We start from the raw sequence: 15401 nt of genomic DNA, 5'->3' as shown, positions 1-15401 counted from the left end.
TTTTTGTTAAAATATCACAAAAAAGGCAAAAATGCAACTGGAAGAGCTGATTTATTCAAGTAACGATGATTTTGAAATATCAAAAATTTTAAAAAAAGAGATAAAAAATTATCTTCAAAATATAAAAATTGAAGGCGGGAAAGATTTCTTTGTAAAACACACAAAAAAAATGGATTATTATATCTCGCTGATTTATAAATATTTAATGAAAAAAACTTTCGATGATTATTCACCCCCTGTGAATTCAATTCCTATTACCGTTATAGCGCTCGGAAGTTACGGAAGGGAACAGCTCTCCATTTATTCCGATATAGATATAATGATAGTTTATAAGAATATCAAAGGCTACAATATAAATTCAATAATAGAAAATTTCATTATAATGCTTTGGGATTTGGGGCTAAAAATAGGACACAGGGTTCATGAAATAAAAGATTTATTTCCTGCAAGCAACGAAGATATAACCATTAAAACCGCAATGCTTGAGAGCAGATTTATAACAGGTAGCAAATTTTTATGGGTTGAAACCCAAAATGAATTAAACAAAATAAGAAATTACAACAAAAAAGATTATATTCTGGCCAAATACGAGGAAATGCTGGAACGCCATAAAAAATATCCTGTTACAATGGAGCCTAATATAAAAGACGGATTCGGTGGAATAAGGGATTCAAATACCCTTCTATGGATAACCAAAGTACTTTTTAATTATCCCAACACATCATATTTAATACCGAAATATATTAATGAAAACGATTTCAAAGAATACAGAAGCTCACTTGAATTTTTATTTAAAACAAGAGTATACCTTCATTTAACAGCCAGGAAAAAAACTGATAATGTTATTTTGGAATATCAAAGGGAAATAGCCCTGAATTTAGGATACACCGATTCCCCAAGGTTAAAAGCGGAAAGAAAATTTATAAAAGATTTGTTAAAAGCTTTATGGAAAATAAATCTTATTACAAATATAACAATAAAAAGACTGATAAAGCCTTATTTATATAAATATCCTGTTTCGAAAATCAAAGAAACAAGAATTAAAAAAAATTTTTATTTATGTGAGGAAACCTTATATACAAGGTTTAATGTAAAAATAAAATTTAACGATTTAATAAAAACACTGATTGATACGGATTTTAAAAAATGGGATATTTCTTTAATTTCACTTTTAAAAGAAACAAAATTTCAAAAAATAAATGTTAAAAAACTTTTTTACAAAGAAAATTTATATCCTCTGTTTTTTGCACTTTATAAAGCGGAAAAACTGAGAAAACTTTTTCCGCCTTTTGAAAAAGTAAAATTTTTAGCACAGTTTGACGGATATCATCACTATCCTGTGGATATCCATTCATTATATACGTTAAAAGAAATAGAATGTCTGGACGAATTTAAAAGGCTATCAAATAAAGATAAAGCGATTCTTAGATTCAGTGCATTTTTTCACGACCTCGGAAAAGGAAGAAGCGGAGACCACTGCATAATAGGTGCCAAAATAGCAAAAAATTTTGCCCAAAATTTAGGGTTTGAATCCGACACTGTTTTTAAACTTGTAAAATATCATACATTAATGTCAAATGTGGCCCAAAGAGAAGACATATATAACGACAAAGTAATCCTTTCTTTTGCCCAAACAATGGAAAACGAACGTTTTTTAAAACTTTTATATATTTTAACCATTGCCGACATCAAGGCCGTGGGTAAAGACGTATACACCCCTTTTAAAGCAAGCCTGCTTAAAAGCCTTTATGAAAATACATTAACGGCACTAAAGCATAAAGAATTAATTAATGAAATAGCCATAAGAAAAAGAAAAGAAAATATTCTTAAAAATAAAGAAGAATTTAAAAAACTCCCAAAATCTTTTCAAATTCAGCTTTTGACTTCCCCGTCCAATCAGCTGTTTTTACAAAATGGCATTAATGAAATTTTATTAACAGCCCTGTGGCTCAAAGATACACAGAATTTTAAGTATAAAATCGAAAACAAAACACATTTGACAATTCATTTGGCAAAAGAAGACAAATTAAATTTTTCCATCGGATGGTTTTTGGAAAAAATAAAACTGCCGCTTAATCACCTTAGCATATATAAGATAGGGGAAATTAAATATTTCAAAATAGAATTTAACGATAATGTGGAAGATTTTGATATCCCTTTAATTGAAAATTACATAAAAAAAGCTTTTGAAGAAAATCAGCAAATTAAAACAAAAGTAAAATTTAAAAAAAGGGAAATAAAAATAGACTGCTTTCACTCCCCCAATTACGCTTCGATGAAAATAAAAACAGAAGATAAAAAAGGAATAGTCTCTACAATTTTACAGGTTTTGGACGATTTTAAAATAAGAGTCGAAGATGTTAAAATATCCACACAAAAAAATATAGCAAGAGATTTGTTTATCATTTCCAAAGAAAACGGCTTTTGCGAAAAAAAAGAAAATATATTAAAGGCGTTAACATGAAAAAAAGAATTTTACTTATTATTGCCTTAATTATGATTATTACCACCACTTTAAGAACCGTTGCAATTACCTACTCGTTTTTAAATTTTTCAAATACCGTAATTCAAAATGAAAATAACTTTATAAAAAGTCTTTTTCTAAATTCAAAACCCCAGGATTATAATAAACTTATAAATATAATAAACAATTCATCGCATATAAAAAACATAGCAATATTAAAAACATATAAGAATTTAAAGACAATTTACGATAAAAAAGATAAAACAATAATTTCTTACATTAAATTAAACAAAAAAAATATTATAAAAATTACATACGATGCAAAAGAATATTATGAAAAATTATTTATTGCCTTAATAAAATTAATTACAATAGGTCTAATTTCTTTAGTAATTATTATATTGACGGTAAATTATTATTTAAATCCCTATCTGGAAATTTTTGAAAATATAAATAAAAGCACAAAAGAAATTTTAAAAGGTAAATTTGACCAGCAGATATCGACTAAATTAAAAGGAGAAGCAAAAGATTTTGTAAATTCGTATAATTATTTTTTAAATAAACTCAAAGAAAGTTTCGGCGTTATAGAAAACAAATATACAACCCTTATAGAAAAAGAAAAAAGTTCCGACCCTTTAAACGATGCAAAAGAGACAATTGAACAGTTGAGTGAAATTTTTAAATTCAAAAGACTTATAGAGGAAGATTTAAATATCGAAAGTGTATTAAACAGATTAATTAATGTAATTAAAAATCAAGGAATTAATAATTTTATCTTAATAGGAATAGACAGCAATAAAAAAGAAATAATATATGAAAAAACAGAAGAAGAAGAATGCTGCGATGTAAAAGAGAATTTTCTTTTATGCAGAGCCTACAGAACTAAAAATGAAATAAATTCTTTAAAATATCCGGGTATCTGCCAAAGACATTTTTGTGAAAATAATTATATCTGCATTCCTTTTTCAAACAGCGGCAATTTTAACGGAATATTAAAAATAATGATAAATAATGAAAATGAAAAAAATAGCATAAAAAACATGCTGCCGTTTTTAAAGGCGTATTTAAATGAAATTTCATCTATTTTAGAATCTAAATATACACTTGAACTCCTCCATCAGCAGACCATCAAAGATCCCCTTACAGGACTTTTTAACAGGAGATATTTAGAAAATACGCTTCCTATTTTAATAGCTTCTGCAAACAGGGAAAATAAAAAGCTTGGATTCTTAATGATAGACATAGACCATTTCAAACAGGTAAACGATACTTACGGACATAAATCAGGAGATATAACATTGGAAAAGTTATCAGAAATTTTAAAAAAATCAATCAGAAAAAGTGATATAGCCGTACGTTACGGAGGTGAAGAATTTTTAATTATTTTACAAAACATAAAATCTATCGATGATGCAAAAAAAGTTGCCGAAAAAATAAAAAACACTATGGAAAAAACAGAAATTGAACTTGACAACGGAAAAAGTATCATAAAAACCGTAAGCATAGGTATCAGCATTTATCCTGACCAATGCAAAAAAGGGTGGGAGTGTATAAAACTGGCAGATATAGCCCTTTATGAAGCTAAAAACACAGGAAGAAACAAAGTGGTATTATTCAACAAAGAAATAAAAGAATATCAAAATTATATCAGTTCTTAAGCTTATTTTTATTTTTTCTTGGTTTTGCAAATTCAATCAAATCTTCCGCACTGAGTATCTCTTCTGGCAGATTTTCCAGACATTTTAAAAACACCCTCGCAGTTGTCCTGGCATCTCCAAGAGCCCTGTGATGGGTTTCTTCAGGCAAATCAAGCTCTTCCATCAAATATTTAAGACCGTAACGGCTGGCTTTAATGGTTTTTTGAGACAGAGTTAACGTACATACACATCTGTTGAGAAGTTTGCCTAAATTCTCTTTTTCAAACTGATAAACCAAAAAATTAAAATCAAAATCCGCAGGATGAGCCACAAAAACAGAATCTCCCAAAAAAAGCCTGAATTTTTTAAGTATTTCTTTTTGAGACATCTCATTTTCCAGCATTTTTTGGCTGATTCCAGTCACTCTTTCCACAAAAACAGGAACATCATCTGCATAAATTAAAAAATCAAAACTGTCGGTTATTTTTAAATTTTTAATTTTAACCGCTCCTATTTCAATAACCTGCCCTCTTTGGGGCTTTGAATTGTTTACTTCAATGTCAACAACCACATATTCAGTATCTTTAAAAGAAATTAAAGCTGTTTTTAAAAAAACTTTTTCATCTTTTATTATTAAGGGGAGACCCTGAAACTTTAAAACATCAAACATACTCTCAAAATCAAACCCCGGATAATCTTTTTGAAAAATTCTTAAAAATTTTTCTTTACTCACTCCGTTTTTTAACAATTTAATTTTATCCATTTTTATCTTTTTTATGAAATTATATCAATTAAAATATTAAAATAACACTAATTTGGAAAAAAATTATTAATTAATAGTTTTTTTTATTGACAATACTGAAAAACTTCATTATAATTGCAAAAATTATTTTTAAAGGAATATTTATGGTATTGGTAATGAGGGTGGGAGCCAGTGAAGAAGAGATTAATAAAACAATTGAACAGATTAAAAACTGGGGTCATGAGGTAAGCGTAGCCCCGGGTGAAAAACAGGTGGTTATAGGAATTATAGGGGATAAAACAAATCTCTCCGGAAAACCTCTTAACACACTTCCGGGTGTTGCAAAAGTTTTGGAAGTATCGGCACCTTTTAAAAGGGCAAGCAGACAATTCCATCCTGAAGACAGCGTATTTGACATTGAAGGCGTAAAAGTCGGCGGAGGAAACAAAGTAATTATAGCCGGGCCTTGCAGCGTTGATACGGTAGAAAATGTGGTATATTTGGCAAAAGTTGCAAAAGAAAACGGAGCCCATATGCTAAGAGGAGGAGCGTATAAACCGAGAACTTCGCCTTATTCGTTCCAGGGACACGGCGAAGATGGTCTTAAAATGCTTATGGAAGCAAAACAGCAGACAGGACTTCCAATTGTAACTGAGCTTATGAGCATAGAAGATATCGATGTTGTATATAAATATGCCAATGTTATCCAAATAGGGGCTAGAAATATGCAAAATTTCCCGCTTCTTAAAGCAATTGGGAAACTTGATAAACCTGTTATTCTTAAAAACGGTATTGCATCGACTCTAAAAGAGCATTTAATGAGTGCCGAATACATTATGAGTGAGGGTAATGAAAAAGTAATCCTCTGTCTAAGGGGCACAAGAACATACGAACCGAGTGTTAGAAACACCATTGATGTAACACTGGTCCCTATAATGCAAAAAATGACACATTTGCCTATAATAGTAGACCCGAGTCATGCGGCCGGAAAAAGGGAATTCGTAAGCGCACTTGCTTATGCGGGTATGGCTGTCGGAGCCGACGGACTTATTGTTGAGATGCACAACTGTCCGAAAGAAGCCCTAAGCGACGGAGACCAGGCTTTATTACCAAGGGATTTTGAATTTTTAATGAAAAAACTAAAAACCCTTATTCCTTGGAGCCAAAAAGAGTGGTGGGAATTTGACGCACAAAAAGAAACAGACTGCATAAAAGTAAAATAACCTTTTTTTCTTCTTTTTTTTCATAAATTTTTGATATCAATCTGTTAAAATTTTTTGTTATAATATCTGTTATGTAAAGGAGTCTGTGATGGAAAAGGAAATTTTAACAGATTCAATAATCACCGCAAAAGAAGCACTGAAAAAAGCTCCTGAACCAAAGAAATACTTATTAAAGAAATTAAAGAATATCTGCAAATGAAAGGCCTTTAATGAAAAAAGCAAAGATAGTAGCGACACTCGGCCCTGCTTCGATAGATAAAATCGGAGATTTAATAAAAGAGGGGGTTGATGTTTTCAGACTTAATTTTTCCCATGCCGACCATAAAACCCATAAAAATTCCATTTTAAAAATAAGGGAAACTGCAAAAAAACTAAATTCTAAAACAGCCATACTTCAGGACATAAGCGGCCCCAAAATAAGAATAGGCGAAATTAACGGTTTGCTTGAGCTTAAAAGAGGCGATAAAATAAGACTTGTCAAAAAAAACCCAAAAACAGTTTATGATTTAACAATCAGCTATCCTCAAATAATCGATGACGTAAAAACAGGAGAATATGTATTTTTTGCGGACGGAAGCATCCGTACAAAAGTAATAGATAAAGATAAAAATTCCATTACTCTGGAAGTAAAAAATGAAGGAGTGCTTTCAAGCAGAAAAGGGGTTAATTTTCCTCATTCCGACCTTAAAATTTCAGCTATTACCGAAAAAGATAAAAAAGATTTGATTTTTGGTGCAAGAAATAAAGTAGATATTGTCGCCATTTCATTTGTAAACTCTAAAGATGATATATTAAAAGCAAAACAGATTTTAAAACAAAACAATGCCTCTCCTTGGGTTTTTGCAAAAATTGAAACAAAAAAAGGTGTTGAAAACATAGATGAAATAATCGAAGTCGCAGACGGAGTTATGGTGGCAAGAGGCGATTTGGGAATTGAAGTGGGACTTGAAAAAGTCCCCGTTATCCAAAAGAAAATAATAAGACGTGCAAATAAATTAAAAAAACCTGTAATAACGGCAACGCAAATGCTTTTATCGATGGTAAATTCCCCTTTTCCGACAAGAGCCGAGGTTAGTGATGTGGCAAATGCGGTAATGGACGGAAGCGATGCGGTAATGCTCAGTGATGAAACCACAGTCGGGAAATATCCTGTTAATGCGGTTGAAACATTGAAAAAAGTAATAATTGAAACCCAATATATTTATCCGTATAATAAAAGATACGAAATCCAAGACATCGACGCCATTGCGGCAAGTATTTCTGATTTAGACAAAGGTATAAACCCCAAGGCTATTGTATGTTTCACAAGTTCAGGAACAACTGTAAAAAGTATTGCAAAATACAGGCCGAAATCCCCTATTATCGCTGTAACGCACAGTAGAGTTACAAGCAGAAAATTAAAAGTTGTCTGGGGGGTTGAAAATATAATTGAAGTCCCTAAAATAAAAAATCCTGAAAGATTGATTGGTAAATTCCGTGAAATTGCCTTACAAGACAACATTCTAAAACCCAAAGACAAAATTATTGTCACAATGGGAAGTATTGTAGGAAAAGAAGGAACTACAAATATGATAAGGATTATTGAAATTTAAATAATTTCAATATCAAAATAAAATTCTATTTCCGGAAAATTTTTATATAAAAACTCTTCTATTGTTTTTCTGATTTCTCCGGCTAATTTTTCATTATGGGAAGCATAAACAATTGCAAAAGCTTTATTTATTTTTCATTTCTTTTTTGCATTCTTCACAAATACCGTAAATATAAAGCTCTTTTTGTGTATCAGGGAATTTTTCCTCTATATCGTTTATAATACTTTTATTCAAAGGCACATCTATAACTCTGCCGCAGTTTTTACATATAAAATGAGCATGGTCTTCTTTGCTTAATTCGTATTTTGGCTTTTGATGCAGGCAAACTTCGCTTATAATACCCTCTTCTTTTAAAGAGGTAATATTTTTATAAATAGTTGCAAGAGAAATGCTTGGAAACATCTCTTTTATTTTTTCATAAATTTCCTCAATACTTGCATGTCCCTGATTTTCAAGTTCTTTTAAAATAGCGAGTCTTTGAGGTGTTGTCTTGAGAGTGGAATTATCAAGAATATTTTTTATATTTTTCATATTAACCTTTCTTTCTGTTTTTTAAAAAACATATAAAGAAATATTTTTTAAAAAACAGAAAAAGAAGAAATTAAGCGTTTTTAAACGTTTTTACCATTTCTTCCATTTCTTTTACATCATTTTCATCTATTAAATCTTCTAGTGTTACATAACCTCCGACATTTCCTGTCATTGGTTCTACATCAGTGTTAACAGGAAGTGTTTTTTTACCGGGTTTCCAGTTTGCAGGGCAAACTTCGCCGGTTTTATATGCATGCTGATGAGCAATAATTTGTCTTAAAAATTCTTTTACGCTTCTACCTACAGGTGGAGCTTGAACTTCTTCAGCTACAATTTGTCCATCTGGATTGATTAAGAATCTACCTCTAAGTGCAAGTCCCGCACCTTCAATCATTACACCGAATTTTCTTGTAATTTCACCGGTTGGGTCCTGAGCAATTGTAAGTTTAAGATCTTTCAAAAGTGGTTCAGTTTCCACAAATCTTTTATGTGAAAATTTAGTATCTGTTGAAACAGCCAATACCTCTACCCCAAGTTCTTTTAAAAACGGAAGTGCTGCATTCATTGCTGCAATTTCAGTTGGACATACAAATGTAAAATCTGCCGGATAAAAACATACTACTGTCCATTTTCCTTTGTAATCTTCGCTGCTGACTTCTGTATAATGACCTGATTGTGCATTATAAGCTTCTGCTTTAAATTCAGGCATTTCTTTTAATACCAATACTCCACTTTGTGTTTGAACATTTTCCATGTTTATCTCCTCTTTTTGTGTTTTATTTTCAGCTTCTTTAGCCAATTGTTTTGTATCTTTTTCACATGCCATTTGGCACTCCTTTATTACTTTTTCTTACATTGCAATTATAATTAAAAAATATTTATTTGTCAAGGAAAAAATAAAAAAAAGGAAAAATTTTTTCTTTTAGAAGATATTATCTACATTTATATCATAAAACAAATTCGGATGTTCTGTTTTTATTTTTCTAACAACATCATTAATATTTTTATCTGGATATTCTTTCATCTCTTCCAAAACCACTGCTTTTACATCGTCATAATCAATCGGAAACTCGCTAAGAATTGCTTTTTCAAGTTTTAAATCAAAATTTTCTTTTAACAGTTTTTTCATTCCCTCTATTAATGATATATATTCTTCAAAATTCAGGGCCACTTTTATTTTATCGTCTATTTCTATAATCCAAAGAGAACTTTTTTTATCCCCTTCTTTTAATTCATAATCCATACATTTTATTATTGCCGGATTGGGAGAAATTTTTTTTATTTTTTCAACCATACCATTAAACCTTTTTGTGCATGAAGTCTGTTTTCCGCTTCATTAAATATTGCTTCTTCATATTTTTCAAACACCTTTTCGCTTACTTCATATCCCCTGTATGCCGGAAGACAATGTAAAAATATTGCGTCTTTTTTAGCCATAGTCATTAATTCATTATTTACCTCATATCCTTTAAAATCTTTTATTCTTTTTTCTTTTTGCTGTTCCTGACCCATACTGACCCATGTATCGGTGGTTACCACATCTGCGTTTTTTACGGCAAGTTTAGGGTCATTATAAAAATTAATCAAGGCACCGCTGACTTTGGCGAATTCAAGCGCTTTATTTTTAATAAAATTATCCACTTCATAGCCTTTTGGTGTCGCTATATTCAAATTAAATCCTAAAATACCCGCTAAAATTACCCAGGAATGTGCCATATTGTTACCGTCCCCCACATAAGAAACCAACATTTTTTCAGGACTGCGAAAATCAAATTTTTCAAATTCAATCACAGTCATTAAATCAGCAAGTAACTGCACAGGGTGACATAAGTCCGTAAGCCCGTTTATTACAGGCACACGTGAGTATTTTGCAAATTCGCTAAGCCTTTCCTGTCCGAAAGTTCTTATCATCACCAGATCGACCATTCTTGAAATAACCCTTGCAGTATCTTTTATAGGCTCTCCCCGTCCAAGCTGAATATCGCGGCTGCTTAAAAATAATCCGTTTCCGCCGAGCTGGTTTATTCCCGCTTCAAAAGAAACCCTTGTTCTGGTTGAACTTTTTTCAAAAATCATGGCAAGCTGGGTATTTTTTAAATAAGGTTTAAAAATTTTGGCTTTTGTCTCTTTTTTTATCTGAAACGCCAGTTTTATTATTTCTTCTATTTCCTCTTTTTTATAATCTATAAACCACAAAAAATGTCTCATTTTTATCCTTTATCTGAATTAAGATATAATTTTATCAAAAAAAGGAGTTTTTTTGAAAATTTCGCAAACAGCCAATCTCCCGACAAAATACGGAAAATTTAAAATACGTTCATTCATAGAAAACGATAAAGAACATCTGATTATTTTTACCCAGAATTTACCCGAAATACCTATTGTAAGGATTCACAGCGAATGTTTAACAGGCGATGCGTTGGGAAGCCTTAAGTGCGACTGCGGGGAACAGCTTGAAGAGGCTCTCAAAACAATAAATAAAAAAGGGGGAATGGTAATATACCTAAGACAGGAAGGAAGAGGAATAGGGTTATTTAACAAAGTAAACGCCTATGCCCTGCAAGACAGGGGGCTTGACACCGTGGAGGCCAATCATCAGTTGGGATTTGAGGCGGATATGAGAGATTTTGGTATAGTGGAAAAAATCCTAAAAGATTTCGGTATTAATAAAATAAGGCTTTTAACAAACAATCCAAAAAAAGAATTTGCTTTTAAAGAAATAGAGGTGGTTGAAAGAATTCCTATAATTGTAAAACCAAACCCTTACAACGAATTTTATTTAAAAACAAAAAAAGAAAAACTCGGACACAAACTGTGAAATAGTGAGTGGTGATAATGGAAAATGAAAAATGAAAAAATGGAGAATAAAAAATGAATAAAAAATACGAAATATTTGCAAATGAGCTGTTAAAATGGAACAAAACACATAAATTTACCAATTACACCACAAAAGAAGAAATTTTTGCCCAAATCGAAGATTCCCTTTTTCCACTAGAATATATCAAAAATGCAAAAACCGCTGCTGATGTGGGCACGGGAGCCGGATTTCCCGGACTTGTCTTAGCAATTGCCTTGCCTCAAACAAAATGGTATTTAATTGAACCTTTAAAAAAAAGATACAGTTTTTTAAATTATATAAAAATACTCTTAGATTTAAACAACGTTGAAATAATTCCAAAAAGAGTGGAAAAATCGGATATCGGCAAAGCGGATTTAATCACAAGTCGGGCGGTTATGAAAACAGACGATTTTTTAAATTTAATAAATCCTTTTTTGGATAAAAATGGTACAATACTTTTATATAAAGGTTCCAATGCTTTAGAAGAACTGGGGGGAATAAATGCTAAAATTATTAATAAAAAAAACAGAAATTATGTTTTTATAAAGGCAAACCAATGGGAAAAATAATAATATTTTTAATTATAATAGGTGTAATTTATTATATGTTTAGACCAAATAAAAAAATTAAAAAAGACAATAATGATGAAAATGAATTTGTCCAGTGTGAAAAGTGTAAAACATTTGTATTAAAAAAAGACGCAAAATTTAAAAACGGAAAATATTACTGCAGGGAATGCGATGCTGATTCTTGAAAAACCGTTTAGCAATGAAAATTTTATAAAAGTAAACTTAATTGAAGAAATAAAAAACACCCCTTCAAACACAACAATAATTTTTGAATATAACGATAAATTAATTGACACATTTATTTTTTGCAAAAATAATAATATTCCTTATGGCGTTATAATCAATTCGGTAAAAGAGCTGATTTTTATTACCAATTTAAATGCAAAATACGCATTTACAGACAGTTTGCAAAAAGCTAAAATTTTTCAGAAAACCGCTGAAAATTATTTATTGGATACAAAGATAATTTTTTTGGCAGATTCTTTTGAAAAAATAGAAGTTTTGGTAAAATACCGAATAGACGGAATTAAACTAAAGGATGAAAAATGAAAAAGCCAAGAATTACCCCTATAGAAAAAGAGTATATCTTAAAAGAAGAGGATTTTATTGTAAGTAAAACAGATTTAAAAAGCAGAATTTTATACGGTAATGAAATATTTATAAAACTGTCCGAATATGGCGAAAACGAATTATTGGGCTCACCCCATAATATACTGAGACATCCGGATATGCCGAGATGTGCATTTAAAATTTTGTATGAGCATATTCAAAACGGAAAAGAATGGTTCGGATATGTCAAAAATTTAAGAAAAGACGGCGCATATTACTGGGTAATGGCAAATATTTCCCCGACATTTGACGATAACGGAAACCATATAGGATATTATTCCGTAAGAAGAAAGCCAAGAGATGGATTTAAAAATATAATTGAACCGCTGTATCAAAATCTGCTCTCCATAGAAGCTGCTTCCGGGATGGAAGCCGGAGTCGATGCCGTAAATGAACTTTTGAGCTCAAAAAATATGAATTTCAATGAATTAATGATAAAAATTCAAAAAGGAATAATAAATGAACTCTAAAATATTAAATTATCTGGCCGCATTGTTATTTTTGATAATGGGAATAATAGGATATGTTTATCATGACTACATAAACACTGGTATCGCCGTTGTGGGAATAATTATTGCAATTTACATTACAACCTTAAATAAAGAAAAAACCGACCCGTTAAAAGAAAAAATTAAATCAGTTTTGAAAGAAGCCGAAAACGGGAACTTTCAGCCGAGAATCACCAATATAAACAAAGAATCCGGTTTTTTTGAAGAGGCATGGGCACTAAACAATCTGCTTGACCAGCTTGAGGCGTTTGAAAAAGATCTTTCATATTCCATAGAAGCGGCGGAAAACGGAATCGATTACAGGGATATTCCGATTGAAGGATATAAGGGAAAATTCAAATTTACCGTTGAAAAGGTAAACAAAGCGATTAAATCCATCTCAACGGCAATAAAAGAAACCAAAAGAAACGAACTTGCAATAGAACTTAACAATTTAGGGGGAGGAATAAATAAACAGTTAAACGAAATTAAACTCTCTCTTGATGAAAAACTGAAAGAATTTATGCAAAAAATAGATTCCCTTTCAACCGAAATTTATGAAGGAGCGGATAAATCCTCTCAAAAAACAATTAACCTTTCAAATGTATTAAATGAATTAATTGATTTTATTTCCCATACAAACGAAGCCATTAATATGCTTTATAACAGAACGGAAGAAATAGGCAAAATTGTTGAACTAATTACCGACATTGCCGACCAGACAAATTTACTTGCGCTCAATGCGGCAATAGAAGCGGCAAGAGCCGGTGAACACGGAAGAGGTTTTGCGGTAGTTGCCGACGAAGTCAGAAAACTGGCGGAAAAAACCCAAAAGGCAACAAGTGAAATATCCATAACAATCAAAACCCTTCAACAGGAAACCAGCGAAATTCAGTCAAATTCCGAAAAAATAACATCTATGGCAATAGAGTCAAAAGACGATGTGGATGAAGTTTCTGCAATGATTGAAGGATTCAGGGATAAATCGCTTGAAAACAAAAAATATGTGGATTTGGCAAGTTTGAGATTATTAATGGATTTAGCCAAATTATCACATTTGATATATAAGTTAAATGCCCATGATTCAATTATAGAAGAGAAAGAGATTCCTTTAATAAAAGATAATGAATGTGAATTTGGAAGATGGCTGCTAATGCAAGGCACTGTAAACAAAATAGGCTGTTATCCTGAATATAAACAGATTAAAGACACACTGCATAAAAAAATCCACAATTTAACAAACAAAGCTTTGGAATGTATTCCTGAACACTTATGCATAAACCAAAAAGACAAAATTATAGAAATTTTCAAAGAAATAGAGTATGCCTCCAAATCACTCGAAAAAACAATGGATATATTGTTTGAAAAATATTCCGAAAAACCATGCAATACTTAAAAAAATTCGATTTTTTTCTTCTTTTTTTAATACTACCTTTTATAATAATAAGCCTCGTTTTAATAAACGAAATTTCGCATAAACTTTTTTATAAAGAGCTTATTTATATAGGCATAGGTTTTTTGGTGTTCGTAACGGTATATCTGATACCGATAAGAAAACTTTTATGGCTTATTCCGGTAATATACTGGCTAAATGTAGTGTTGCTTATTACCGTTGATATTTTCGGCGTAAAAATTCTGGGAGCCAAAAGATGGCTGAGAATACCACTGGTAAATGTAACAATTCAACCTGCAGAATTTATGAAAACAACACTTTTGCTTATGCTGGGGTACTTAATTTACAAATACCCTCCCAGAGCTTTTTATTCATTTAAAGAATTTTTAAGGCTGTCCGTTTACATAATAATACCTTTTATTTTAATTGTAAAAGAGCCTGATTTGGGAACCGCTCTTATTACTTTAATAATAGGTTTCGGTGTTCTTTTTATAATAGGGGTAGATAAAAAAGTGTGGCTCGGCATTGGAATTTTCAGTATTTTATTTGTACCTGTTTATTATAAGTTTTTTATGAAGGATTATCAAAAAGAAAGAATTGAACATTTTCTAAATAAACCCGGTTACCATGTAAAACAGTCGATTATTGCCATCGGAAGCGGAGGGCTTAAAGGCAAAAGCAAAAAAAACGCCTCGCAGGCAAATTTAAAATTCCTACCCATTGTAAGCAGCGATTTTATTTTTGCTTATCTTGTTGAAAGATTCGGATTTTTAGGCGCACTGTTTGTAATATGCTTGTATTTTCTGCTTATAGCTTATCTAATTGACAAAGCGGAAAAATTAAAAGACGATTATTTTGCGAAAGTAATGTACGGAGGGGTTGGAATAATGATTTTTACCTATGCTTTTATTAATATGGGAATGACTATGGACCTGGCTCCCGTGGTAGGGGTCCCTCTTCCGCTTATAAGTCACGGTGGAACAAGTTTTATTAATTTTATGATACTTTTTGCTATACTTGAAAATTTAGTTTCAAGAAAAGAATTTATTCACACATACGGGGTGAAATAATTAATGGAAAATGGATAATGAAAAATGTAAAATTGAATCTATTAACTAATGTAAAAATAAAATTATTATACTTTACAAATTAAAAATATTAAATATCCATACAACCATAAAAATTATTAATCATTATTAATTATACAGTGCCAGACACTATATTGACACTAATTCTATTTATATTATTCATTTTCCATTATTAATTATTTATTATTCAATATACAGTGCCAGATACTATATTAAATAATAATTT

General features: G+C 30.9%; 16 protein-coding genes. 11 read left to right on the top strand and 5 right to left on the bottom strand.

The genetic code is table 11. The features are described 5' to 3' along the window. Positions 1 to 31 precede the first annotated feature (31 nt). Entirely contained in the window at positions 32 to 2464 is a 2433-nt protein-coding gene (locus DZ68_RS0106835) for an HD domain-containing protein (protein WP_024790925.1), read from the top strand. Continuing rightward, a complete protein-coding gene (locus DZ68_RS0106830) occupies positions 2461 to 4122 on the top strand; it encodes a GGDEF domain-containing protein (protein ID WP_024790924.1) in 1662 nt (553 codons plus the stop codon). Before DZ68_RS0106835 ends, DZ68_RS0106830 begins: the two co-directional genes overlap by 4 nt. On the opposite strand, the gene DZ68_RS0106825 is transcribed toward DZ68_RS0106830, so the two are convergent. After that, positions 4112 to 4864: a 3'-5' exonuclease gene (locus DZ68_RS0106825; RefSeq protein WP_035908210.1), complete on the bottom strand. Its 753-nt coding sequence runs from the start codon at positions 4862 to 4864 to the stop codon at positions 4112 to 4114. The two genes, DZ68_RS0106830 and DZ68_RS0106825, sit on opposite strands and share 11 nt — an antisense overlap. Positions 4865 to 5007: 143 nt before the next feature. Here DZ68_RS0106825 and aroF point away from each other — a divergent pair, with 143 nt between their 5' ends. Beyond that, positions 5008 to 6066, top strand: a complete 1059-nt coding sequence (aroF, locus tag DZ68_RS0106820; protein ID WP_024787877.1) for a 3-deoxy-7-phosphoheptulonate synthase — start codon at positions 5008 to 5010, stop codon at positions 6064 to 6066. A 209-nt stretch (positions 6067 to 6275) separates the two neighbouring features. Next, positions 6276 to 7658 carry a pyruvate kinase gene (gene pyk / locus DZ68_RS0106810; protein ID WP_024787876.1) on the top strand — a complete coding sequence of 461 codons (1383 nt, stop codon included), beginning with the start codon at positions 6276 to 6278 and terminating at the stop codon, positions 7656 to 7658. A gap of 123 nt (positions 7659 to 7781) precedes the next feature. Here pyk and DZ68_RS0106805 read toward each other — a convergent pair whose 3' ends face one another. The 4 genes from DZ68_RS0106805 to argF form a co-directional block, all read right to left on the bottom strand. Continuing rightward, positions 7782 to 8189, bottom strand: a complete 408-nt coding sequence (locus tag DZ68_RS0106805; protein ID WP_024787875.1) for a Fur family transcriptional regulator — start codon at positions 8187 to 8189, stop codon at positions 7782 to 7784. A gap of 70 nt (positions 8190 to 8259) precedes the next feature. Further along, a complete protein-coding gene (locus DZ68_RS0106800; protein WP_024787874.1) occupies positions 8260 to 9015 on the bottom strand; it encodes a peroxiredoxin in 756 nt (251 codons plus the stop codon). A gap of 96 nt (positions 9016 to 9111) precedes the next feature. Beyond that, a complete protein-coding gene (locus DZ68_RS0106795; protein ID WP_024787873.1) occupies positions 9112 to 9483 on the bottom strand; it encodes a DUF2603 domain-containing protein in 372 nt (123 codons plus the stop codon). After that, entirely contained in the window at positions 9468 to 10397 is a 930-nt protein-coding gene (gene argF / locus DZ68_RS0106790; RefSeq protein ID WP_024787872.1) for an ornithine carbamoyltransferase, read from the bottom strand. Before argF ends, DZ68_RS0106795 begins: the two co-directional genes overlap by 16 nt. A 52-nt stretch (positions 10398 to 10449) precedes the next feature. Here argF and ribA point away from each other — a divergent pair, with 52 nt between their 5' ends. From ribA to DZ68_RS0106755, 7 genes are read left to right on the top strand one after another with little or no spacing between them, the layout of a single operon-like run. Continuing rightward, complete coding sequence (gene ribA / locus DZ68_RS0106785; RefSeq protein ID WP_024787871.1) at positions 10450 to 11007, top strand: GTP cyclohydrolase II; 558 nt, start codon at positions 10450 to 10452, stop codon at positions 11005 to 11007. Between the two features lie 53 nt (positions 11008 to 11060). After that, complete coding sequence (rsmG, locus tag DZ68_RS0106780) at positions 11061 to 11597, top strand: 16S rRNA (guanine(527)-N(7))-methyltransferase RsmG (RefSeq protein ID WP_024787870.1); 537 nt, start codon at positions 11061 to 11063, stop codon at positions 11595 to 11597. Then, entirely contained in the window at positions 11585 to 11782 is a 198-nt protein-coding gene (locus tag DZ68_RS0106775; protein ID WP_024787869.1) for a PP0621 family protein, read from the top strand. The genes rsmG and DZ68_RS0106775 overlap by 13 nt, the downstream gene beginning before the upstream one ends. After that, positions 11769 to 12146: a hypothetical protein gene (locus tag DZ68_RS0106770; RefSeq protein WP_024787868.1), complete on the top strand. Its 378-nt coding sequence runs from the start codon at positions 11769 to 11771 to the stop codon at positions 12144 to 12146. The genes DZ68_RS0106775 and DZ68_RS0106770 overlap by 14 nt, the downstream gene beginning before the upstream one ends. Further along, positions 12143 to 12676 (top strand): PAS domain-containing protein, encoded by a 534-nt coding sequence (locus DZ68_RS0106765; protein WP_024787867.1) that lies wholly within the window; start codon positions 12143 to 12145, stop codon positions 12674 to 12676. Before DZ68_RS0106770 ends, DZ68_RS0106765 begins: the two co-directional genes overlap by 4 nt. After that, positions 12666 to 14090 (top strand): methyl-accepting chemotaxis protein, encoded by a 1425-nt coding sequence (locus DZ68_RS11300; protein ID WP_024787866.1) that lies wholly within the window; start codon positions 12666 to 12668, stop codon positions 14088 to 14090. The genes DZ68_RS0106765 and DZ68_RS11300 overlap by 11 nt, the downstream gene beginning before the upstream one ends. After that, positions 14078 to 15157: an FtsW/RodA/SpoVE family cell cycle protein gene (locus DZ68_RS0106755; RefSeq protein WP_035907735.1), complete on the top strand. Its 1080-nt coding sequence runs from the start codon at positions 14078 to 14080 to the stop codon at positions 15155 to 15157. Before DZ68_RS11300 ends, DZ68_RS0106755 begins: the two co-directional genes overlap by 13 nt. The last annotated feature ends 244 nt before the right edge of the window (positions 15158 to 15401 follow it).

The organism is Lebetimonas sp. JS085 (assembly GCF_000523295.1).
GTDB lineage: Bacteria > Campylobacterota > Campylobacteria > Campylobacterales > Nautiliaceae > Lebetimonas.
This window is presented reverse-complemented; position numbering and strand designations above follow the sequence as displayed.